Origin of the sequence: Maritalea sp. (assembly GCF_051251695.1) — a bacterium.
Taxonomy (GTDB): Bacteria; Pseudomonadota; Alphaproteobacteria; order Rhizobiales; family Devosiaceae; genus Maritalea.
In genome coordinates, this window is the sequence record NZ_JBPOEU010000037.1 from 1 (window position 1) to 22859 (window position 22859).

Consider the following 22859-nt stretch of genomic DNA (forward strand, 5'->3'; position numbering starts at 1 on the left):
TGCTGTAGCTCAGAGGTAGAGCACTCCCTTGGTAAGGGAGAGGTCGGGAGTTCGATTCTCCCCAGCAGCACCATTTCACACTTTTTTGAAGATAAGCCACCTAACACCTTGAAAGGTAAAGTGGTTTTTATAGTTCCATACACCCCATCTGGGGTGAACGTCAGAGGCTGCGAAAACACCAATCTCAGCACTGTCTGACGTACTGCAAAGCTTCCATTTTTGTATATATCCCAAGGCCTTGAGAGAAATTGAAGCGCGAGTTCAATACATTCTTCAAACCTGCCCACGTTTGGGAGCGGTTCCGCCGCCTTTTCCACTAAAACGATTTTCTCACGTTCCAGCTTTTCAATTTTGGCTTCTATGGCTTTTTGAACGGTCTGGCTCTCAGTTTCCAAGATACGGTCAACAAGCTTCAGAATGTCTTTTTCAGCAGCGTTCGCTCTACGCTTCCACTCAAGCCTCTCAGTTTGCATGACCGAGAGACGCCCATTCCACGCATCCTTAAACATGGCAATGGCGAGATCGATCAGTTGCTTGCTAGGTTGCACGCTTTTCAAGACGTCCTCAAAGCCTGCTTCAAACTTTGCACGAGGAACCGACTTGCTTTGCTGAGAACAGCCGCGTGTCACGCAACGATAGTATGCGTAGTGCTTACGGCATCCTTTTGACCAAGCCCCTGTCATGCCATTCCCACACTCACTGCATTCGACAAAGCCGCGAAGGGGAAAGTCTTCATTGAAATCAGCGCGGGCCGCTGGACGCGCGCCTTCCACAAGATTTCTTTGAATTTGTTCGTATGCAGCGAAACTGATTAGAGGCTCATGATGCCCTTTGCGGAGGGATACACCCCACTTCTTCGCTTGCACATAACCGGCATAGATCGGATTTTTTAGAATTTTGGTTATCTTCCAAGCCCTGATTTTGCCGTTGGGCTGATCTTTAGGAAAATCAGGCTTACTCTCAAGAAAGCGCTGCACTTCCGCTTGAGAGCGGAAGCGGCCAGCCGCATAACCTTCAAGCGCTTCACGCAAACAGCCAGCTATGGGTTCATTGGGTTCAAGTAACTTTCCATGAATACGATCCGTCTTGAATTTGTAGCCTATGGGCGCGTGGAACACCCAATAGCCCTTCTCAACACGGGCAGTCATTTTTTGGATAACCTGGCGGCGGTTTTGCTGTCGCTCCAACTGACCTTGCGCAGCAAAGACAGTCTCCACAAAAACGCCCTCTGGGGAATCTTCAAATTTGTAGTTGAGGCATTCAACCAATGCCCCCCGACGAGCGAATTCTTCCCGAAGCATCCAATGGAATTTCGTATCGCGGGCAAACCGCTTCAAATCATCAAAGATGATGACGTAAGGTTTGCCTTCTTGAGCTTCAAGATATGCAAGCATGGCCCGCATACCTGGGCGATTTAAGAAATCGCCGCCGCCGGATGCGTCGTCAGGAAAAACCATTTCGACGTCGTAACCCTTGGCTTCGGCATATTGACGGCAACGGTGCTCTTGGCTTTCAAGACCAGAGCCCTCTGTCTTCTGCTTAGTCGTTGAAACTCTGCAATAAATCAGCGCAGTTATTAGGTTTTCTTTTGTATTTGGGACTCCCATGAATCCTCTCCTTTCCGCACTGGCCGTTAGATGGCTGGCGCGTCTGTTTCTTGGTGTTGCGTGTCAATTTCAGGTTCTATTCCAGTGGACTCCGAATTTGCCTTTGGATCAAGCTCTGTTCCATGTTTTCCACAGGCTTGTTGAACCGGATGCACTCCGAAACCGAGCTCCACAAACGCGGATACAATGATCCACAGCTTTTCCAGAAACTCTGTTTTCTGCTCCGGAGTGAGCGACGGATTGTCAAGATATCCCTGATAGCGCTCAAGATCGATTTCAAGATGATTAGAGGGTTGTTGGCTTGCCGCCTTTTCGATTGCAGCAGCCAAATCAGGGATACTGTTGGTTTCAACATCTTTCACGGAGAATGATCCTTATCATCTGGCAAGATTTTCTCGTTCGCGGCCACTTTTAAAGCGGCGCGTTGAGGCACTTGCGTGTCTGGAGTTTTGTCGCGTCCGTCTCAAAGATCGTTCGCGAATGGTGCATTGCAGCGTCTAGAGCTTGCTGAGAGCGGCTTCCGGTTGTGCACCTATCTTCAATTATATCATGAATTATAGGGGCTTCGCAAAAAGCGCCGACAGCTCGAGAGGTGTCCGGCCACCGCCAAACACCTCTAATAGTCTCATTTAACGGTCGCGATCTTCACGTCCGCGACGGCGCGGAGCCGGTGAACGCATCTCGTCCAACCGCTCTTTCGGTGTTCGAAGGACGATCTTATCGTTCACTGGCAAGGCATTCAACGAGATCGTATGGCCCTCTCCATCTTTGTGCCGGAACGCAGTTCCAATCCGGTTAAAGAACGATTTTTCTTCCGGTCCGTCCTTCACTGAGAAAACCTCAAAGCTAGGTTCGTTTTTGTCATCACGTTTGGACATGCGTTTATCCTTTAATTATGCATTAGCGAGGTCGATAGCCGTTTATGTAAGACCATGAACCTGCATCGTATTGCGGGAAGTCAACGAATTTTCGCGGCACAGTCTCTGTGATCACCTTAGCCTGCGACGTTCCCCAACGGCGGGGGATAGAAACGCTGTCGAAGGGCGAATGATAAGGATTGGGCAGAAAGCGCCCTGCAAACTCAGGCCGTTGATAGTAAGGGTATTTGTGCCCAAGCATGGGGCTCAGACTTTTTCCCGAGACAAAGCAAATCTGTCGATCCTCCGGCATCGCCAATATTTCATCAGATGTCATCAGTGAGCGCGCTTGCTTTGTCCTGTGTGTTTCAAGGAAGGCGTTGTGACGAAGGTTTTGCGCCGCCGAGAACGGGTCGTTGCCAGTTAGGATACTCATTGCAGCTTGTCGTTTGGCCTGGCGCGCCTGTGCCTGGCGCAGCGTATCATCATATTCCAGCGTCTCTTGGCCGAGCATTGACGACACAAATTGAGCGGTCTCATAATCCCGAACACCAAAGAACTGCCGAAGCGCGGCAGAGCCCATAAAGCCTTGAAGACCTGTAGGCCCAAAGTTTCGCTTTATTTGTCCCGCGTCTTGAAACAACGCCCATGCGCGGACACCAGCGCCACGCCCAAAAGTATAGGCACGAAGGAGCGCGTCAAAGCTTCCAAGCTGGCCAGCCTCATCTATGATCATATTAACCGGAGGCGATGACGGCGCGCGCGATTTGTAAAGCATCTGCACAGTGAACATCGTGCGTAGGACCGGAGCCCAAATTGAAACATATTCGACGGGTACGTTCAGAAACCACGTCGCAGCCTGCGACGGATTGCAAGTCGCGGAAAGCGACGCGCGCGGTTTCTCCAATGCGGCCTGCAACATTGGATCATCAAGAAAGCTCAGGTAAGCATAAAGCTCTCCGACGATTGCACCAAACTCGCGCGCACTGTCTTGCTGTTTGGCCAGCATTTCACCAGCGCAGCGCCGGACACTTTCCATGCTAGAGCCCAGCATAAATTCGAGGATGTCTGGCCATTCTCCAGTATTGGATTCAATGGCATTGGTGGTCCGGTAAAGTGACGGAAAAGAGACCTCGCCGTCGCGCTCGACCAGCATCTTCATAAACGCGCCGCCCCATTCCTGGGCGCGCAGTTCGAAATACTTCCCACTCGCCGAACCACTTATCGGGATCAGGCTTTCAAGGATAATTTTGCAATCTGCATGAAATTGCGGGCTTTCAAGCTTGAGGATGTCTAGCGGCTGCATCGCGTGCTGCGGCAATCCATGCATACCGACCGGATTCCAGCAATAGGCGTGACTTCCTGCCATCGCAAAATTCACCATCGTGACCGAAGCGATTTCACCGCGCGGGTCAAGGATGAAATTTCGTTCGCTGGCAGCTTCTGCTACCGCCATCGATAACAAATCGCGCATTTTTCCAGCCCCCGCACCAGCGATGCTTAGACGCGGTGCATCAGTCTCCAGCCGCAGCGGGCTTTGCCCGATATAACCAATTTGCATCCCTTGTCTGCCGAGTAGACCTGCTTCCCTGATTTCACGCTCAGTCGCCCATGAAGCGCTACCGAAGCGGTTAGATTCATTGTCAAAAACCATTGGTTTCTCCCACGAAAAAAGGGGCCGCCATTTGGCGACCCCTTGATTGAAAGTTACATTTAAGCGGATCAGCCGAAGACTGCACCGAGTACGATGAAAAAGATCACGACCGCGATCACAGCAGGCCAGGCGCTGTCCTCTTTCTTCCAAACGGTTCCAACAGGTTTGTATTTAGCCATGAGATACCCTCCTTTTCTGGCATTTTCTCACATGAAGCGGGTAACGATTGCCAACCCGCCGAAAATCAAGGCCGTGCCGATGGACGCCCTTGAAATGTAGAAGACGAGAGCAACACAGATTGCGAACCAGGCAATGGTCGCAAAATCGACCCAAGCAGGGCCGTTCAACTGATATGTTGTTTCTCGTACATAGCCGACGGTGCGCCGCCAGAGTTCCGGCGCACCGAAGAAGGTCGCGATAACTGCGACAGTGTTTGCTAGGCCGACAACAGAAGACATAAAGACATTCTGCCCCGCCTGAGCGTGGTTGGTGTTTTTCAACATTGTTTGAAACTCCCAAGTTTGAAGAACAACGCTGTCCTTCGAATCCTTTGATAGCGCGACTTGGGTACTAGTTTCGGGGGTTAAGTTGGCTGCGTGCTTTGCGCGAACAGAAAAATGCTGCAAAGGGCAAACATCAAACCACCCACATGATAGTAATTCAGCCGTTCCCCGAACACGGCCACACCCAAAACTGACATAAGGATTAAATGGGTCATGCTGGACATTGCAGCACCTTGCCCGAGACCTCTGGCAAGCACTTGGGCATAAATCAAGTTGCTGAGCGCAAAGATTGCGAACGCATAGCCAAGATCGCTAAGGGTTCCGAGATCAGCGTAACGTTTGAGAAAAAAACTTCCGCCTGCAAAGCCGCCACTGGAGGCAAGCAGACTAAGCCAAGACACGTTGGTCATTAGTACACCTCATTTTGTGAGAAAAGCACCGCCCTTTTGAAGACGGTGCTTTTGAGCATAAGTGTTGGTCTACTTAGTTTTTGGGGGATAGCAGTCAGGCATTCTTCGGCGCGCGGTTATCATTGGCGGCTTCGAGAATAACTTGCGACCGCGCCCAAGGGTAGCAAGCAAAGTAGATGCTACCCAACGCCCGCCATCTTGGTCGCGCTTCGCAGCGCAGACGCTCAACTGGCCTTTGGGCGACCACAGCGGAAAAATTGTCGCGCCACCACTCGATGGGTGCATCTTCGAGAGGTTCCAAATCAACAAACACTTCTTGAAAGCAGCCCGTGGATAGGTCTAAAAAACCGACTTCTTCATCGAAATACCGCCCCATGTAATCACGATTCATATTGGCAAAGTGGTCTAGCAGCTTGGAATGATGAACGTCTAAATCCACGATGCGTGTTTTAAGACATGTCACTAAAGTTGGATTTGAAACGTCAGCAGTCGTTAGCATTGGGCTATAAGTGTCAGGGCAGAATATTGTCGTGCCAATTGGAATACGTCTTGGCATAGCGCCTCTCCTCTTGAAGGTGCGTTTAGTCCTAACTGAACGCATGTTTTTAAGGTCTTAGCGGCACAGCGAGTCGTAGCCGCCCTTCAAGGCTATATCGTGGTTTACCACTAAGTCAATACGTGGTTAACCACGATATATTAACTTTTGTCATGTCGTTCTAAAAACTCTCGAAGAGCCGTTTCGGTAATTTCTCGCTTAGTCATTCCAGATTTCTTTCGAAAATCATCGATTAGACCAGGAATCGACGGATCGACGCGGGCAGAGTAAAGCTTGTCCGATCGGTTGACTTGATCGTATCGCTCTTTGTCTGGGTCATTGAATTGATCTCTAGTTCTTCTTTTCTTCAGTTTCTCTCTAATTGCAGGCGCGCTCAAAGAGCCGTCTTCGCATCCCTCAAAAATTTCCTCAAATAATACCTTACTATTATAGTCGGAAATTGGAATTTTTGCAATTATTCTGGAAAGTTTGCATCGGAAATCAGTGTCTGAAACGATTTTTGAGGCGGCGCGCTTTGCAAGCGTGATGCAGGAGGACGGGCTACGGCCAATCTCCGAAGAAATCTCCTCTCCAGAAAAATCGAGAAGATGGGACGCAACGAAATAAAAGGCGCAACGCGCATTTGCATAGCCTAGGTCACGCTTTTCACTACGTAGATACTCTGGTGTTGTTCCAAAAGTATCTGCGACAACATCTAAGACCTCACCAATTTTAGTCATAGTGCACCAACTTTCCCATCTCTTACGTCTGTAGACTGCAAACATCAGTCATAATCGAAATCTGATCTATAAATTGTGGTTAACCACTATATGTCAGCGCTTTGATGCAGTTACAACCGTCGCCTCAAAATCACTTCGGGCAATGCGATTTGCGGGGAACTCTAAACTTCTCTGTCTTGGGAAATCTATCTACATCCATCAATATCTATCACCCGCAAGGTGTGTGTGGTAGTACCACACGTCTTGACAAGGGGGCTGCTGCGCTCCCCCGTTGTATCCCCCAAAGCTTTGGCCATGAGGCGGCGTTGAGCCTTTCATGACCATGCAAACATATCTGTGTTTGATCCCTCGTCAGGAAGATTTCATCTCTCCCCAACACCCCATAGATCAACCGTGCGCCGATTGAATGCCGCCAGCTTGCCAAAGCTGAACCTGTTCAAAGGACGTATCGTCGCCCCTTGTGACCCACTCGCAGGGTTTGGAGAATTGGCCTCTCCACCTGCACCAAACCTTACACGTTGCGGTTCAAAAAAACAGTTAATCAGTTTGTGATCCTGATCTATAGATTTCTTGCAATGGCTTTGGTAAGTCCATTGAAGCGTCGTCGTCATCAATTGCACCTGTTCTGAAAGACAGTCCGTTTATGCAATCTTCAATTATGGCCGATTTTGGAACAGGTCCAACCATACCAGATTTTTTTTCGGTGTCATAAAACGGAAATCTCCACAGGAGGTCATCTCCAAAATCAAAGAAGACTTTGGCAGAGTTTTCGACCCAATTGTTAAGAAATTGGCTTCGACCAAACCAATGGATACCATATGCTAACGGTTTTTTTGTATCGGGCCGCTTAACCCCATATCAAAATATGCTTTGGTTAAATCATTTCTAAGCCCATCGACAATCCAAATTAGATCACCATAAAATTTCTCTCTGGACTGTCTTTCCTCTGCTTTAATGGGAGAGTGCTGAAATTCGATTGCCAAACCATGTGGAGTTTTGACATCGGCTATGTGTTTTTCACCAGTCACAGGATCAATGTGTGAAACTTCTTGCCATTCGGTTGGGAACTGATTTTTCCAGTCTCGATGCCATTGTGTTTCATTTTCCCACCATGGGTCACAATGCTCTCGGCCCTTATGAGCCCAGTGCCAGACTTTTACACGACCGCACTTCGAAACCATTTCCGAGCCACAATTGGCGCATATGCCTTTAAGCTTAGGGAGAGGGTCTTGCCTTATGTCATTTACCAATGCGAACTTCATATAATCCTCCTATACGGGCAGGGATTTGATTAGACCCCGAGAGAGCTTTTGAGGCACATGAACAAACTGGATGATACGGCCCAGACTAGAACTAACGAACCTGCAAGAAACGCAAGAATTAGTATTCTTGAGAGCCCTCTGACGATCTTCCAGACGGGTCGCCATTCGGTTTTTTTTACTTCATCCTCATCACCGAACTTACCAACGGGGGCCGTCAGAAAACGATCCCAAAGGCCTCCGTTTTCCAATTGAGCACGGATATTTTTAGGTTCCAACGCGGATGAGTGTGAAAACAGTTTGTTGTGCACGTTTTCCACCGAGGGGCTGTTGAAGCCTAAGTAGCCCGCCGGTCCTGAATCCGGAATGGCGAACTGAGCAATCCTTACAGGTACGTCCTTTCCGCCGCTGTGACATAGAACGGCTTCTACCCTTTTTTCATCAATCTGTTTCTTCCAGTCGAACTGCGGGGAGATAACCGAGCCGACACATATTACTCTTCCAAATTTCAGATCCGAGAAATCATCGGATAGAAGTAACTTAGAAAACAAAAGGCTGCCGAAGCTATGCACGATCACATCAGGTGGCCCCGCTCGCTCAGAGTACTTTGACTTTTCGATTGCTGACGAGATTTCAGAACCAAGTTTTTTGACCAGTTCTTTGTGTCTGGAACGGAAGAAAATTCCTAGTCGTTCAAAACCGTATTTGTAGATCAAAATTGGTGCAGCATACGCAAGTTTGTTCGAAATGTTCCAGCTGAGTTCCTCTTGCCATGGCCCCCTTGTATTGAAACCATGAACAACAATCATCCATCGAATATCTCTGCTTATCGGTGAATGTGTTAAGTAGTGGCGTTGCTCATGTGGTTCACCTGCATCCGCAAAATCTTGGTCGCATATGCTGCATCTAGATGCTTCAAGTTCTTCGTCTGTGAGTGGATTAACCGTCTCTGCTTCGCTACATTGCTCTGATGCACAGAGCTTAATATTATTGGCGAAGACCAACTCATCTGCCACCAGTTTCTCAAGAAACGTTATCACTTCCTCAGTGCTAACTTGATCCGAGACGTCTTTTCTTATCAGATTGGGATCGAGCGCAGAGGAGGTATTAGCTTCCAACCTTGATTGTACGACCGCAACCAACTGCTCTTCGTGACGGCCAATGTATCTGGAGAGATCAATTGTCATCGTGACGCGTTTACTTCGTTTACAATCAATCCAACGTCCTCGCGAGTGCATTGAGCCCATATACGAATTCGAGAGTCCGTTCCTGAACCTTCAACCTTTACCTGCTTAGAAAGGCCGGGAAGATTTTCTTCGTTGAAATGAAAAATTCCATCCGATGAAGAGAATTGATTGGCATCAATACCAATCTGAGCTTGTCGAATAGCCTCGATTTCATGAATTCCTGTTTGTGGGGCTGTCGCAACCAAATTAACATGGCCTCCATCCACATTGAGCTTGACCGAATTGACCTTAAGCTCGGGTTTTTGGTTCAGGTTACTAAATGAGCTACTTAGAGAAATTTTTTGCAAAGGGGCGTCGGTTACAGCGAAAGTGTTCAAATCTGACCAAATTTGTGCAAGCACTTGTTCGTGGACCCCATGCTCATTGGGGTGAGTGATATAAATGGCACAAAACGGCTTTCCAAACTCCCAAACGAAACGGGCAATTTTTCTCTCTGACTTCTCTCTGTACGCACGAAACTCATACTCATCGCCTTCAAGCCGTTGCCGATAGTCTTTTACCTTTGAACGTACCCAACTGTCTCTTCCTTCTCTCCACCCCAACGATAGTTCTGTATCGTTTAAGGCAGCAGTTTTGAGAGCCAATTCCTCTGGGAATTCATAGTTCTCATGATCTTCCAGTATAGCGGCATATGGGGACTGACTCATCACAGCCTCAAGATCATCTTTTTCAATCTGAGGCAGTGCAAATAGGTAAACGTGTTGGTTTCCCCAACCTTCAATATCGCGTAGCCATACATCGATCTTAGCTTGATTGATTAAGCCATCGTCAATCCCTTGGTGAAGGTTTGCAAGGAATTCCTCCTTGTTCTTACCAATCTTGACATCGTTCGCGCGAAGGAGCTCTTTGATGAAGTTGTTGCCTTGGGAAAGTACAATTTTTTCAGCAATTTCCTTTAGTTGCAATGTGGTTAGCTCTGGCATGTGTATCTCTAATGTAAATGAATTCGGTACAAATTTATAACTTATAGTTTCATGAATGTGTGGATGTGTCGAGTTTTTTACATTGCTGCAAATGTGTGGAATTTATTAATATTAAGTACTTAACTGAATTAATCCATGGTTGTGTTGGAGTGACACGAATGCGAACGTAGGCAGCTTGGTTTTATAGTGAGAGCGATTGCGAATTGCAGAAGGTTCTCCACCTGCACCAAACCATGCACAATCATCTGGTCGATTTATCCCCAATCAGGTGAGCTTGTCCGCTCCCCCAATACCCCCCATGACAACTAGGGCTGCTGCCCCCGCGCGGATCAAAGGGTGGGTCCTCGCCATGCTCGGTTCGCTGTGCTGCACCTGCGCGTGGCTCTGGTCCTGCGTGACCGCACCTTTGATCCTTACACCCCCGCTCCTCGGCGGAAGCCATACGGGTTTATGCGCAAACCATGGATCAATAGGGCTTATCGCAGCCCCTTGAAACCCACTCGCGGAAGACTTCGCTCTCCCTGCACCCATCAACTTGGCGGGCGTTCCTACCCCCAAGACCCCAGGCCACTTCATGGAGGCGACTTCATCGAGAGCAAAGAGCGTTCCTGCCCTTATGCAATCCTGACCAGGAAGGGAGCTGTTGCGCTACCCTTCCTTGGAACCTTCCCATCGACCAAAGGTGTTTCACGCCCTTGGAGCCCAGACTTTGATTGTCTTGAGAGCGCTGGCTAGTGTCCACAATGATTTGTGCCATTTCTGTAAAAAGCGATCGACATCGTGATGTAGGCGCGCTATCATGTTCAAATGAATCACCACACAGCACAGCACAAAGAGAACAAAATGCGGCCCATAGGTATCGACCTTTTTGCAGGAGCTGGCGGCATGAGCCTTGGCTTCGAACAAGCTGGCTTTGATGTTGCCGCAGCCGTTGAGATTGATCCTGTTCACTGCGCCGTGCATAAGTTCAACTTTCCACAAACTGCCGTTATCCCAGCTTCAGTTTCCAGCCTAAGTGGAAGCCAAATTAGACTTGCCGCTGGCATTGGAAATCGAGACGTGGACTGCGTGTTCGGCGGAGCACCTTGCCAAGGCTTCTCCCTAATTGGCCATAGAGTACTAAACGACCCACGCAACGAACTGGTCCTAGACTTCGTTCGACTTGTCACCGAACTGGGCGCGAAATCTTTTGTGTTTGAAAACGTAAAGGGCCTCACTGTCGGCAAACACAAAAAATTTCTGGAAGAGCTGGTCTCGGCATTTGATGAAGCAGGATATGAAGTTCTTGTTCCGTGGAAGGTCCTAAATGCGGCACACTTTGGCACCCCGCAATCACGCGAGCGGTTATTCTTGATGGGTTGCAGAAAGGGCATGACATTGCCTACTTATCCAGCACCGCAAACCAATATTGCTGGACGCAAACCCGCATTTGAGAACCTAGAGCAAGGTCCTTCTTGCCACGAAGCCTTGGCCGACATCCCAAATGCAGATCGCTTCAAAACCCTGCTCAAAGGAGACACCGTTTCAACGACTGGCTTTGGAGAACCATCAAGATACGCAAGTGAGATGCGGTGTCTTAGCAATGAAGCTTGGCACTTCGGACATATGCGCAATTGGAACCCTGATGTTCTGACATCAAGCGCCAGAACCGAGCATACTGAAATTTCACGTCGCAGGTTTTCCGAAACGACGCCTGGAGATGTTGAACCAATTAGCAGGTTCTTTAGACTGCCAGATTCTGGGGTCTCAAACACGCTTCGTGCAGGAACCGATGGTTCGCGTGGGGCTTTTACTAGCCCGAGGCCAATCCATTATCGCTTTGACCGCTGCATAACAGTGCGTGAAATGGCACGCCTTCATGGCTTCCCAGATTGGTTCCGACTTAACGCCACGAAGTGGCATGGTGCACGGCAAATCGGAAACGCAGTTCCTCCGCCCCTCGCACGAGCTGTAGCGTCTGCGGTAATGGCATCCCTTAACGTGACGCCCGCCAAGTCTCATAAGACAATCGACCTCGGCGATGAGTGTCTTTTGACCTACGACCTTTCACGCGCCGCGAAATATTTTAACGTAAATCGCATGCCTAGCCGTCGCGATCAAAAAAGTGGCGCTAAAAAGAGAAAGCAAGTCGATATTGAGCGCGAGCGCTTGGCTGGGCAGGCTGTACATGGCTAAGAAACTAAACCGCTATCAGGCTTTGATTGAGAAGGTATTCTTTGACAACTTCAAAGACGGCGACAAGGCCTTTGAATTTGATAGAGAAGAGCTCGAAGACGGGGCCGCCGATCTAGGCTTCAAACGCGTTAAGAACATTGGAGACGTTCCTTATTCGTTTAGATATCGTAACGAGCTACCAGAAAGTATACTCGAAACGCAGCCTGAAGGGCTTGAGTGGATCATCGAAGGTGCCGGAAAAGGCATATATCGCTTCAAGCTAGTCAAGAAGACTAGAATCGTACCGCGAGACGATCTTCTAGTTGTAGACATTCCTGATTCCACACCAGAGCTCATTCGCGCTTATGCCCTAGATGATGAACAGGCATTGTTAGCGATCGTACGTTATAACAGGCTCATTGATACCTTTCTTGGACTAACGACCTACAGCCTACAGAACCACCTCCGCACAACCGTCAAGGACCTGGGGCAGATTGAAATTGACGAACTCTATGTTGGGCTAGACAAACGCGGTTGCCACTTCGTGATTCCGGTACAAGCCAAAGGCGGGAAAGATCAAATCGGGATTGTTCAAACCACTCAAGACATCCGATTTGTAGAAGATAAATTTCCTAAGATGAGATGCCGAGCAATCGCCGCGCAATTTATGGAAGACGAAATAATCGCTCTATTCGAACTCACACTGCAAAATGACGAAATCAAGGTCGTCGACGAACGGCACTATAGGTTGGTTCCTGCTAGCAAACTGGATCAGAATGCAATTCGGGACTACAGAGACTAAACTATGGAACAGACATACACCCCGAATGATCTCGAAGAAGCAACAAAATCATTACGCGAATGGCAAGATAAGTTCGAACGATACACCGGCAATAATCCGGACAAATACCAAGCGGACATTAGGACTGCGCGCCGCCTTGTGCTGTTGATTGAAAACGCGCTTAAAGCTAGCGGCCAACTGGCTCTAAGTGAAAACGAAGTTCTCGAGAAGGAGTTAGATCAGATGTTCCCAAACGCCAAAAGCAAGGAAATGGTCGAGTACAAAGGTCAAAAATTCCAACGGAAGTTTTGGCCGCTGGAAAAAAGCCGCTCTGGAAAGAATGTCGTTGAGTGGAGCCGAGGTTGGGTTGCAATGGGTGACTAGGATCACCGATGACACCATCGCGCATCATGCAACTAATACTTGCAAAGCAAAAGGCGAAGATGGCATACTCCAAAGCAAATTTACATTATTAACAATGACATAAATAGATGCCCAGCGACCTACTTTCAAGCCTGACTGCCAAGCCGCAAAGAGAAGTCGCGGGAGCTGATAGCGCGTCCAGATTTGACTACCAAAAGGATTGGGCATTCTGTCGAATGATCCGCAAACACATTGATGGCGAAGACTATCTTGTGGCCTTCGAGTTCCATGATGATGTCGTTTTTCTTGAACCCTCAGATGCTCCGACACTTGTAGAATTTTGTCAGGTTAAGACATCCTCATCAGCGTCTGCACGAACGCTCGGAACATTGACAGCGCGGCCAAAGAAAAAAGATTCGATACTAAAAAAGATGTTATCTAACTTTGACGGCATCTGTGCGGGGCATGACATCCGAGTAATTCTTGTCTCAAACAACGCTTTCAATTTTTCTGATAAGGATATTTGCGCAAAGGACCTTGATGAAAAGAACCTGAATAAACTCACCGAAAAACTGAAGGACGAAATTCCAGGCTTTGATGTCACACGTCTTGATCAGCTTCACTTCCAAGTTACAGGTATATCCTTGGAGGCTATGCGTAGCTTTCTTAACGGTGAGACACACGATTTATTTTGTGAAAAATTTGGCGAAGACCATGGATTGAATATCCGAACTTGGATCAGACTTGTTCAAAGTGAGATTACAAGAAGGAACAACTACCCTTCTGATCAAGTTGAATCACCTGAAGAACTAATTAAGAAAAAGTGTATTGGGCAGCCCTTCGTAGAACAAACCCTGGCGACGATGAATAAACAAACAAGTAAGTCTTTGGATACCGCTCTTGTTTCTAATTTACTAATCAGTGCGGGATGGAAACAGGTTGATATAATGCGTCTTCACAAGAAGATACCTCAAGCCAATACAGATTTTTATGATCCTACTAACTCGGAAGTCAATGCGCTTTCCGAGACAATCAAGGCATTGATCAAAGACTCTAAGGGCGTCGCTAAGGAAATCTCAGTTTTCCTTAGCGACATAGATGCTTTAGCCAAGCCCGACACATCCCTCAATCCATATTTCCAACGGGATTACCTCAGAGCTTTGGGGGTGCTCGTATATCATGAAGAAATTTGAGTTCAGACAGTTAATAAGGAATCTAAGAAAAGGCCAATACAGTGAAAAACCTCATCTTCAAAGAAATCTGGATACTATCGAAAGTCGAGAAGGCGGGGATAAACCTGAGATTGACGCCGAACGTCAATCTCCTGATCGGGGAAAATGATGTTGGTAAATCGACACTGATAAAGTCATTCTATCACTGTCTCGGCGCTGATACGCCCCAGATTAATAACTCTGTGTGGAAAAAGGCAAACGCTGTCTATTGCGTCAAGATCGATGTTGGAGGCAGCGAGTACTTTGTCTTACGTGACGAGCGATATTTTGGAGTATTTGATAAAAATAAGAAACTGATCTCCCGTCATACAGGTATATCGACAGATGATGGCATAGCGAATTTTATAAACCCGCTGTTGGGTTTTAATATTGAATTGGAGCGTCACGCAAACTCACAACTCGGACTTGCGGGGCCAGCATTCTATTTCCTACCTTTCTATGTTGATCAAGACGAAGGTTGGTCAACCACTTGGTCGTCTTTTAAGGGCCTACAGCAGTTCAAAGATTACCGAAAAAATATGATTGAGTTTCATCTCGGTGTCCGTCCACAAAGTTACTATGATGCAAAAAAGAACGACTTGGAACTTCGCGAGGGTTTATCAAGTGTGGAAAAGGAACGCTTGTCTATGCAAGCAGCGCGCGATTCCGTGCGTAAACGCAAAGAACGCATCCAAGTCGATCTTGATCCCGTCGCGTTTCGCGAAGAGATGGAGCAGGCAGTAGATCGCTACAATGCGATATATGCTGAGCAACAAGAAGTACTTATGCGTCTCAAAGAGTTAAGAAACCAGCGCAATACAATCGACACGGAACTTGATCTGCTACGGCGCGGCATCTCCGAGCTCGAGGCTGACTATAGCTATGCGGAGTCGCCAGATACACCTGACCAAATCGGTTGCCCCACCTGCGGTACAGAGTTTGAAAACTCATTTGTCGAACGTTTTGGTATCCTTGATGACATCGACCATTGCCATTCTCTGGTAGACCAATGGCTCAAGAAGCGTGCCGATGCATCTGAACGTTTAAGTGCGATTGAAAGTGAGTACGCACAAGTGTCGTCCAAGATGTCCAATGTTGAAGCGCTGCTTCACAGAAGTAAGGAAAACATAACTTTATCGGAGTTGATTGCTTCGGAGGGTATGAAGGAAATGGTCAGTTCATTGAATGCCGATATCCAAGTGCTCTTGAATAAGGAACAGGGTATTCACAATGAAATCGAGTCAAATGCCTCCGACTTGAAGCTAGATAGCAAGGCTAAAAAAGAGATAGTCACCTACTATCATGCTCGAATGAAAGAGTACCTAAACTCTCTAAATGTAAGCGTTCTTGACGAGTCTGATTACAAAACGCTTGAAAAGCAGATAAAGAATAATGCGCTTGGTAGCGATCTTCCGCGCTCTCTGCTTGCTCAGTACTTTGCGTTCCTGCACACGATGAAAAAATTCAATGGCTTTGTATCATGTCCTCTGCTTATTGATTCACCGTTTCAGCAAGAACAAGATGCAACGAACAAAGATGCCATCCTTAATTTTATGCTGGAAAAGCGTTTAAGCGATCAACAAATGATACTAGCCACTGTCTCAGTCGAAAATATTCAGGATAGGGCAGCGCTTGATAAGGTCACGACTGTCGAACTCTCAAACAAGCTTTCTCTATTGAGCAAGGACCAGTTCCAAACCGTTAGAAACGAAATCGAAGAAATGCACAATCAAACTCTGGCAGCGGAATAGCAGAAACCTCTGAGATTTGAATTGTTTATTCTTAATTTAGACGACAAATATTGTAATGCCTTAGAGTAAAATGGGACAAATTTTGCAGGAGTGTACGTGTTCAATTTATTGATATCATCTGGAGAAGATAGCTGGCAGAACGGCACATACGAAATGCCGCACAGTCGGGTTGCGATTGAGTACACCGTGGACCAGATTAGTGAGAGGTATAAATCACTCAATCCAGAAGCGATAGAAGAGTTAAAGTCGTTTCCATGCATTTTCGTTGTTGAAAATGAGCCGATCCCATCCAAAATCGGTTATATTTCTGATGTTCGAATTAGAAGTGAGACGGTTGTAATCCATTTCGAGTTTGACCCGATTATTCCTGAACTTCCAGTTGGCGCGATTGAAGCACTGAAATCTGAAATTGATCTTGGTAGATGGGAGTTATCCAGAACACATTGGGCCATTAAGGATGAGTCACTTTTCGAAATACTAGTTCGGCGAAACTATGTAAATCAACAGCAGGTTGAAGCCTCATTCTTACGCAGAAACCCTCCTAGCGCATCTAGTTCTGAAGATGGTGGCGGGAAAAAGATCTTCATTGTGCATGGTCACGACGATTTGGCTAAGCTTGAGGCTTCCAAGTTTGTATCAGACTTGGGCTTAGAGCCAATTATTCTCCATCAGCAGGCTAGCGCTGGAATGACGATAATCGAGAAGATTGAACATTACTCTGGTGAAGGCGTGGGTTTCGGCATTGTTCTCTATACTCCTTGCGATACAGGTGCAAAAGTTGGAGCGCTAACCGCATCCTATCGTGCCAGACAAAATGTCGTTTTTGAACACGGGTATCTTATAGCTAAGCTTGGACGAAGTAATGTGACTGCTCTGGTAAAAGGAAACATTGAAACGCCAAATGATATAAGTGGCGTGGTTTACGTTTCCTTAGATCATGAAGGAAATTGGAAGACAGAGTTGCTCAGGGAATTAAGAGGAGCGGGCTATCAGGTTTAAGAAACTGAGCAAACGTCTTTTGGCCGTTCCAATCGATTAAAAATACCATCCTTTGATCGGTATGTTGGAACCGAACCTTCAATGCGGTTTCAGCCATTCGGCTTCGATCCTTTGCGTTTAATCGGCCAGCCCTGCGAGGCTGACTTTCTCTCTTTGTTTTAAAGGGGCCTGCGGCCCCCAAGCCATCAAGACCTAAACGCCCTGTAGGGCACACACAGCGTGTATCCTCGTCCTTCCGCACTCCTTTGTCGCTTGTGCAGGGCGGGCGATCCCCCTCACGCCGTGCGGGTCTTGACCGCCATCCCCCTCTCATTGGCGCGGGCCTAATCCCGGTTGAATGCGCAACCGGTAATCTGAGAAAGGAATAGCAGGGTAAAAGTTGTTTAGCAAAAGACAACCACTCACAGTTCAGACCGCAATGCCTTCTTCAATCGTTTGATGGGTTCTTTTTAAGCCAATCCTCTGCGATATCTATGCGATCGGCGTGTTGCTCTGCCAACATCTGATAGAATGCCATCAGCATCACGATGGTCTTTCTTGGTCTTAAAGACTGGTAGTGTTGATAGAGGGTGGCGTTCGCTACGTATCGATTTTCTGTACGGGAATCCTCGGAAAGAGTGCTTTTGCAATACCAGCGAACACCGTCAGGATTCCGATTGCCTACTTCTGCCATGAGCTTCGTATCATAGTGCCACGGGTTTATCTGATGATCGGTTTTCCAGACCTCAAAGAACCCAGACTCCACATATAGCTGGATTATCGTCTCGTCATGCTTGGAATTCTCCAGCACAAGTTTGTCAACGTCTCTAAGATGTTGGATAGACTTATCGATCTTACGAGCACCAGTTAAAATGTGGTTCGTAGACTGCCGCATCAGGTCTAGGCCGCTGGGGTGCGCCTGCCAAGCCTGAAATTCCTCATCGGCGACATCCACGGTGGCATTGGCGACCTTCACAAGCTTTGCGCTCTTCAGGAGTTTCTTCGGGGTGCAGAAATTAGTGTTGTTTACGAGATCGAAGCCGTTGGCAGCAAAAGCTTGTGCGACGAGACGGCTGCAAAACTGTTTGGACGAGCCTTTACTGCCCAACCCTTGCCACGCCCTGCCAGCTTCGAGAGTCGCGTATTCGCTTCCTACGCGTTCTCGGACATAGTTGCAGATTTTGATTGCGATGGACGGGTCCAACTCTTCCTTGAGACGCAGGGCAAATACTGCATTGTTCTGCTCGAAGAACAGTCGCTGTGTGTTCGCCGAATGCACTCCATCTCCCGTCGCATCAATGACCGAGCAGTGACCAACATACAGCATTGCGTGTGAAATCGGACTGATGGTGGTGGCACGGATCAATTTGCTGATTCCAGCGTCGCTGGTAGTCAGAATCACATCTCCAAGCTTCAATATTTTTTCGTTCAGTCGCTTTTTCATGGTGTCCTTTGGTGCAGAAAATCTTTATTCTTATGGCGGTATAGATCAAACGTCAGCTTCATCATTTTCTCAGATAACTGGGTTCAAAAGTAGAACTTTCTTGCCGCGCTTACCTAGGAAAGCGATACTGATCTTGCAGCCGTCTTGGTGTTTGGTGATCTAATACTCTTCGGCTAATGAGAGTAGAACATGACAATAACAAAAAATGAATGCGACGACCTAGAAGAAAAGGTCATTTGCACAGCATGCGTAGGCGAGGTCTTTCTTTCAGAGCGCGTGGAAAAGGAAGGTGAGGAAGACGAGTGCTCGTACTGCGGCGAAGAGCTTGCGTGCTTCACGCTTGAGGAAATTGCAGACAGGGTTGAAGCCGCGTTTGAAACGCATTATTCGCGGACTTCTGAAGAGCCAAATTCTTACCAATATGCGATGCTGCGCGATAAGGAAATCGACTATGACTGGGATCGTGAAGGCCAACAGTCAGTATATGCCATTATGGACGCAGCGAGCATATCCGAAGGTGCAGCCGATGATGTTCAGGCAATTCTAGAATACCGGCATTTTGACTTTGAGAATGGGACAATGGGCATTGAAGACGAATTTTCATCCGATGCCTATTACGAAGAAATCATGCCGGGGGATCAAGAATGGCATGAACAGTGGACTGAATTCGTTAAACTAATCAAGACCGAAGCCCGGTTTTTCAGCAGAACAGCGGCCAAGTATCTAAGCGATCTTTTCGACCGGGTAGACGAAATGCGCACACGCGCAGGAAGCGCACTTGTCGTGGATGTCGGACCGGATACGGGGATCACCCATCTCTTTCGGGGGCGCGTGTTCCAATCAGAAGCCCTGTTGCAAAAAGCAATGATGCGGCCCGATCTTGAGTTGGCCGCGCCGCCTGCCTGGGCTGCTGGCACAGGACGCATGAATGCGAGAGGAATTTCTGCGTTCTATGGTGCAACATCTCCTGAATTAGTATTAGCGGAAGTTCGTCCACCTGTTGGCAGTTGGGTTGCCATGGCCAGATTTGAAATTATCCGCCCATTGAGACTTCTGGACCTCGCGGCCTTGGCCAACGTTCAGGAACAAGGAAGTATTTTCGATCCTGACTATGCTTACCGTCTGGGGCGAATGATGTTTCTAAGGACGCTCGCCAAGAAAATGGCGCGGCCAGTCATGCCCGATGATCAAGAAATGGAATATTTGCCAACCCAAGCCATCGCTGACTATCTGTCTACTGAAGGACAGGTTCCCTTGGACGGAATTTTGTTTCCGTCCGTACAAGCAGGGGGAGACGGCGTTAATGCGGTTCTGTTCCAAAAGGCTTCACGAGCTGAAAAAATGGAGATCCCCGAAGGAACCGAAATCAATGCGCGAACATACGCAATGTATGAGGACGGCCCTGAACCGGACTTTACGGTAAATGAGACAGTGCCGCCCTCAGAGGAAGAGGTCGAAATCGAAGACCGAAGGCGAGGCCCGTTTGTTCCGGATTTGGAAGACTGGACGGATTGGCAAGATACTGATCGTCGAGAAACAGCACTGAGGATCGACACCGGGTCTCTACGCGTACATGAAGTCAACTCGGTCCAAATCGACACAAGCAGCCATTCGGTCAGACGGCACCGCTTCGAAAAGCGTGAAATCGATTTTTAGCCGGGCAGAAATGCGCGACGGACCTGTAGGCCCGCCGCGTAAGGGCTAAAATTCTGGTGTACGGGACGCCAGCTCAATCTCGATATTTTCTAAAGAGCTTAGAGCCGTTCGGCGCTCTTCAGAGCCGCGTGGCGCGGCAGCAAAAGCATTGAACGCTTCTTTGAAAAGGCCATGCAATTCCGCTGTACTGCGTGATGCTGCTTCAAATCGTGTGACAAGTTTCATTTGATCCTCCATCGTCAAGGAGGCCCCAAACCACTCAGGGCCTTTCGGCCCACACCCATCAAAGGCGCTTGATGGTTTGGTTGGTCTGTTTTTCTTGGCTATAACGGATCAAAGGTGAACGGCGTTCGTATTTATGCTGCATACAGCGGCGGCAGGCTCGGTTTCATGGCCTGATGAGAAGATGGACTACTTATCTGTCGAGTTCTGGTCCGCGCGGCTTTCGTGTTTGTCCATCGCGAAGGCGTTGAAGGCGTTCTTTCGGTGACACGGCGTCTCTTCCAGCTCGGCGCACTTGCAAGGTTGTTTTTTGCTGCTGTTCCTCGCGCAGTTTTTTTAGGCGCTGTCGTGCCGTCGTTACGCGCTCTGCCGACATCTTAGTCTGACTTTCGACATACGCTTTCTTGGCAGATAATTCGATTTTCGGAGTCCCGTCGATTTTTCGCCTCTGTGGGGAAGATACCTTCTTTTCCAATGGCTCCAACCCGCGCTTCATCGAACTATAATTCGTCCGATCATGATGAAGTCCACGCAATACTTCGGCATGACGATTTCGAACAGCTTTGATCTCAATCTGAAGGCTCTGCCGGTCCTTCAGTTGCGCTTCGATCAGAACATGACGCTGTTCTTGGTCGCGTTGAAGCGACCAAATGGCTTCCATCTGGTTCTGCTTTTCTAGCGCTGCGCGCTTGCCGGTGACGCGGTCCAGCAGCCCGCGCAAGCCTTTGCGCAAACGGGCTGACCTTGCCGCTGCTTCGGCATTTGCGCGCTCTTTCTGCCCAGCATCCAGCTTGGCGCGTTCTGCCTGTTGCTGGACCTGCATTTCTTGGCGGCGAGTCTCAATTGCGGATTTCTCTTTTTCTGCGTCATCGCGTGCCTTCGCTAAATGCGAAGCAAGTTTGGGCATGATTTCTTTGCCGATGCGCTGACGGGTTTCGCTGACGCTTTTGAGTTCCTGCGGCTTACCAAGGCGCTCTGTGACATCTTTGGATTTTTTGCCGATGGCGCGCGGGACCGAGATCACTTCGCCCTCAAATGTCACCGCGACATGACCACGCCGATCACCACGTGCAAGGAAGAAGCCCCGTTCTTCCAGCGCATGCGAAAAGCTGTTGCGGCTGTCGGAGATCGCCCAGGCCTCTTGAATATCAGCCTTAAGTTCTCCGGCGTGCCGTTCGATCCGCTTGGCTTGTTGCCATTCGGCCAGGGTAAAGTTGCGCGGATCGCGGTCCTTTGCGCTGGCGAGGCCTTTGGGCATCTGCCAGCCATGCTCAAGATAGAGCTGCTTTGATACCTCCATCAGCTTGTTTTTGAAGAAAGAGAGCGGCTTAGCCGTCATGGTTTCAGCATCGATCCGGCTCCAGACGGCATGACAGTGCCGCCGTCCTTCTTTTTCATGAAAGACGACCACACGAGGCTGATCTGTCAGGCCGTGCTTTTCTTCAATTGCGGCGATAGCTTGCTCGAACGTCTCCACGCGGACGGATTCAGCCTCGGGCGGATTGAGCGAGACCGAAAACAGAAACTGTCTGCACATCGTGCCTTTTGAAACGGCTTCAGCTTCACGCAGCGCACCGACGACATCATTAGTCATGAAACCCCTGACATCGTGGATTTCGACATGCTCATTCTCGGTGGTCTTCAAAAGATGAAGCCCGAGCTGCTTGGCACCGCCGCGCTGAGAGCCTTTCAGGATCATGACGGCCCCAAATCGCTACGATTGCCCAATGCTCGCAAAAGCGTCTCCCGCATTGCGGCAATATCCGCGCATGCACGACGAATGTCTTTCTCGGTTTCCTCGACAACAGGTAAAGCGCCAATGTTTACAGCCTTAGCCAGTTGGTTGAGATTGTTCGCGATCCGAGAACCGCCAAGCAAGGCTAAGAGTTTCGCAAGGCTTGCATCATCTTTAATTGGGCGTCTGAGTTTTGAACGCGCTCGCTTGTTGGACGTACCTTGACCATCAAAGACCTTGCGCTTGATGTAACTGCCTAAAGGTTCGTCACCAGCCAGTTCTTCAAGACGGGTGCGTTCCTCAAAAGTCAGGCGCAACGAGAACGGCGCAGGTTTCTTCTTTGCCTTCTTTCGGGCTATTGCGTTGAAATCACTGTCTGTTGTGCTCATCGCCGCACCTCAGATCATCAAGATCATGTTGTGCGAGATGGGCTTCCCATTCGAGAAGGGTATCGAAGAGAGAGTTCAAACTATCTCTCTCCAACTGCACCATTAACTTTTATACCCCCTGAAAGCATACCTAAAGCCTTGAAAGGCAACGCTATTTGGGGTGTTCTAGGTCCATCAATGCGATGGTACGAAAATCCGCCCGAAAAACCCAATCTCAGGACGATTCTGCGCAAGTTTGCGTCGCCACTTTCCCATATTTTCCAAGGGCTTGAGAGGAACTTTAGGGAGAGTTCTAGATAATCCTCATACCTCTTGGGTTTTGACGCCTTTTCTGCAAGGTTTTCTGCCATAAGCACCTTTGATTTCTCCAGTTCAGTGATCTTATTTTCATAGGCACCGATGACCGCATCGTTGCTTGCTTGCATAATACGCGCGAGCAA

22 protein-coding genes and 1 pseudogene are annotated in these 22859 nt (G+C 48.4%); 7 read left to right on the forward strand and 16 right to left on the reverse strand.

All coding sequences use genetic code 11. The features are described 5' to 3' along the window. The 11 genes from ACSHWX_RS16310 to ACSHWX_RS16360 all read right to left on the reverse strand — a co-directional run. A partial coding sequence (locus tag ACSHWX_RS16310; protein ID WP_435669298.1) for a recombinase family protein occupies positions 1-1607 on the reverse strand: 1607 nt, incomplete at its 3' end. A 26-nt stretch (positions 1608-1633) separates the two neighbouring features. Beyond that, positions 1634-1969, reverse strand: coding sequence for a hypothetical protein (locus ACSHWX_RS16315; RefSeq protein ID WP_435669299.1), 336 nt, complete (start codon positions 1967-1969; stop codon positions 1634-1636). Between the two features lie 267 nt (positions 1970-2236). Continuing rightward, entirely contained in the window at positions 2237-2485 is a 249-nt protein-coding gene (locus ACSHWX_RS16320) for a hypothetical protein (RefSeq protein WP_435669300.1), read from the reverse strand. A 22-nt stretch (positions 2486-2507) separates the two neighbouring features. Further along, positions 2508-4118: a type IV secretory system conjugative DNA transfer family protein gene (locus ACSHWX_RS16325; protein ID WP_435669301.1), complete on the reverse strand. Its 1611-nt coding sequence runs from the start codon at positions 4116-4118 to the stop codon at positions 2508-2510. 206 nt (positions 4119-4324) lie between these two features. Beyond that, positions 4325-4621 (reverse strand): hypothetical protein, encoded by a 297-nt coding sequence (locus ACSHWX_RS16330; RefSeq protein ID WP_435669302.1) that lies wholly within the window; start codon positions 4619-4621, stop codon positions 4325-4327. 80 nt (positions 4622-4701) lie between these two features. Further along, positions 4702-5031, reverse strand: coding sequence for a hypothetical protein (locus tag ACSHWX_RS16335; RefSeq protein WP_435669303.1), 330 nt, complete (start codon positions 5029-5031; stop codon positions 4702-4704). Between the two features lie 94 nt (positions 5032-5125). Further along, positions 5126-5587: a hypothetical protein gene (locus ACSHWX_RS16340; RefSeq protein ID WP_435669304.1), complete on the reverse strand. Its 462-nt coding sequence runs from the start codon at positions 5585-5587 to the stop codon at positions 5126-5128. A gap of 140 nt (positions 5588-5727) precedes the next feature. After that, positions 5728-6306 (reverse strand): hypothetical protein, encoded by a 579-nt coding sequence (locus ACSHWX_RS16345; protein WP_435669305.1) that lies wholly within the window; start codon positions 6304-6306, stop codon positions 5728-5730. Between the two features lie 821 nt (positions 6307-7127). After that, positions 7128-7568 (reverse strand): competence protein CoiA, encoded by a 441-nt coding sequence (locus ACSHWX_RS16350; protein WP_435669306.1) that lies wholly within the window; start codon positions 7566-7568, stop codon positions 7128-7130. A 29-nt stretch (positions 7569-7597) separates the two neighbouring features. Continuing rightward, on the reverse strand, positions 7598-8752 hold the full coding sequence (locus ACSHWX_RS16355) for a hypothetical protein (protein WP_435669307.1): 1155 nt from the start codon (positions 8750-8752) through the stop codon (positions 7598-7600). After that, positions 8749-9735, reverse strand: coding sequence for a hypothetical protein (locus ACSHWX_RS16360; RefSeq protein WP_435669308.1), 987 nt, complete (start codon positions 9733-9735; stop codon positions 8749-8751). Before ACSHWX_RS16360 ends, ACSHWX_RS16355 begins: the two co-directional genes overlap by 4 nt. Positions 9736-10578: 843 nt before the next feature. Here ACSHWX_RS16360 and ACSHWX_RS16365 point away from each other — a divergent pair. The 6 genes from ACSHWX_RS16365 (at position 10579) to ACSHWX_RS16390 (ending at position 16994) form a co-directional block, all read left to right on the forward strand. Next, a complete protein-coding gene (locus tag ACSHWX_RS16365; RefSeq protein ID WP_435669309.1) occupies positions 10579-11910 on the forward strand; it encodes a DNA cytosine methyltransferase in 1332 nt (443 codons plus the stop codon). Continuing rightward, positions 11903-12691 (forward strand): endonuclease, encoded by a 789-nt coding sequence (locus ACSHWX_RS16370; RefSeq protein WP_435669310.1) that lies wholly within the window; start codon positions 11903-11905, stop codon positions 12689-12691. Before ACSHWX_RS16365 ends, ACSHWX_RS16370 begins: the two co-directional genes overlap by 8 nt. Positions 12692-12694: 3 nt before the next feature. Beyond that, a complete protein-coding gene (locus tag ACSHWX_RS16375; RefSeq protein ID WP_435669311.1) occupies positions 12695-13054 on the forward strand; it encodes a hypothetical protein in 360 nt (119 codons plus the stop codon). A gap of 107 nt (positions 13055-13161) precedes the next feature. Next, a complete protein-coding gene (locus ACSHWX_RS16380; protein WP_435669312.1) occupies positions 13162-14226 on the forward strand; it encodes a dsDNA nuclease domain-containing protein in 1065 nt (354 codons plus the stop codon). A gap of 41 nt (positions 14227-14267) precedes the next feature. Further along, complete coding sequence (locus ACSHWX_RS16385; protein WP_435669313.1) at positions 14268-15995, forward strand: AAA family ATPase; 1728 nt, start codon at positions 14268-14270, stop codon at positions 15993-15995. A 96-nt stretch (positions 15996-16091) separates the two neighbouring features. After that, the gene (locus ACSHWX_RS16390) at positions 16092-16994 is read left to right on the forward strand and encodes a TIR domain-containing protein (RefSeq protein WP_435669314.1); all 903 of its coding nucleotides are present in this window, start codon (positions 16092-16094) and stop codon (positions 16992-16994) included. 427 nt (positions 16995-17421) lie between these two features. Here ACSHWX_RS16390 and ACSHWX_RS16395 read toward each other — a convergent pair whose 3' ends face one another. After that, positions 17422-18417 carry a YiiX/YebB-like N1pC/P60 family cysteine hydrolase gene (locus tag ACSHWX_RS16395; RefSeq protein WP_435669315.1) on the reverse strand — a complete coding sequence of 332 codons (996 nt, stop codon included), beginning with the start codon at positions 18415-18417 and terminating at the stop codon, positions 17422-17424. A gap of 189 nt (positions 18418-18606) precedes the next feature. On the opposite strand from ACSHWX_RS16395, the gene ACSHWX_RS16400 reads away from it, so the two are divergent. Then, positions 18607-20073 (forward strand): RES domain-containing protein, encoded by a 1467-nt coding sequence (locus ACSHWX_RS16400; RefSeq protein WP_435669316.1) that lies wholly within the window; start codon positions 18607-18609, stop codon positions 20071-20073. Between the two features lie 45 nt (positions 20074-20118). Here the strand turns inward: ACSHWX_RS16400 and ACSHWX_RS16405 are convergent, their stop codons facing one another. The 4 genes and pseudogenes from ACSHWX_RS16405 to ACSHWX_RS16420 all read right to left on the reverse strand — a co-directional run. Beyond that, positions 20119-20298: a hypothetical protein gene (locus ACSHWX_RS16405; RefSeq protein ID WP_435669317.1), complete on the reverse strand. Its 180-nt coding sequence runs from the start codon at positions 20296-20298 to the stop codon at positions 20119-20121. 190 nt (positions 20299-20488) lie between these two features. Then, the gene (locus tag ACSHWX_RS16410; protein WP_435669318.1) at positions 20489-21994 is read right to left on the reverse strand and encodes a relaxase/mobilization nuclease domain-containing protein; all 1506 of its coding nucleotides are present in this window, start codon (positions 21992-21994) and stop codon (positions 20489-20491) included. Then, positions 21991-22419, reverse strand: coding sequence for a plasmid mobilization relaxosome protein MobC (mobC, locus tag ACSHWX_RS16415; protein WP_435669319.1), 429 nt, complete (start codon positions 22417-22419; stop codon positions 21991-21993). Before mobC ends, ACSHWX_RS16410 begins: the two co-directional genes overlap by 4 nt. 80 nt (positions 22420-22499) lie before the next feature. Continuing rightward, positions 22500-22859 (reverse strand): annotated as a pseudogene (locus tag ACSHWX_RS16420) (recombinase family protein); the annotation flags it as partial.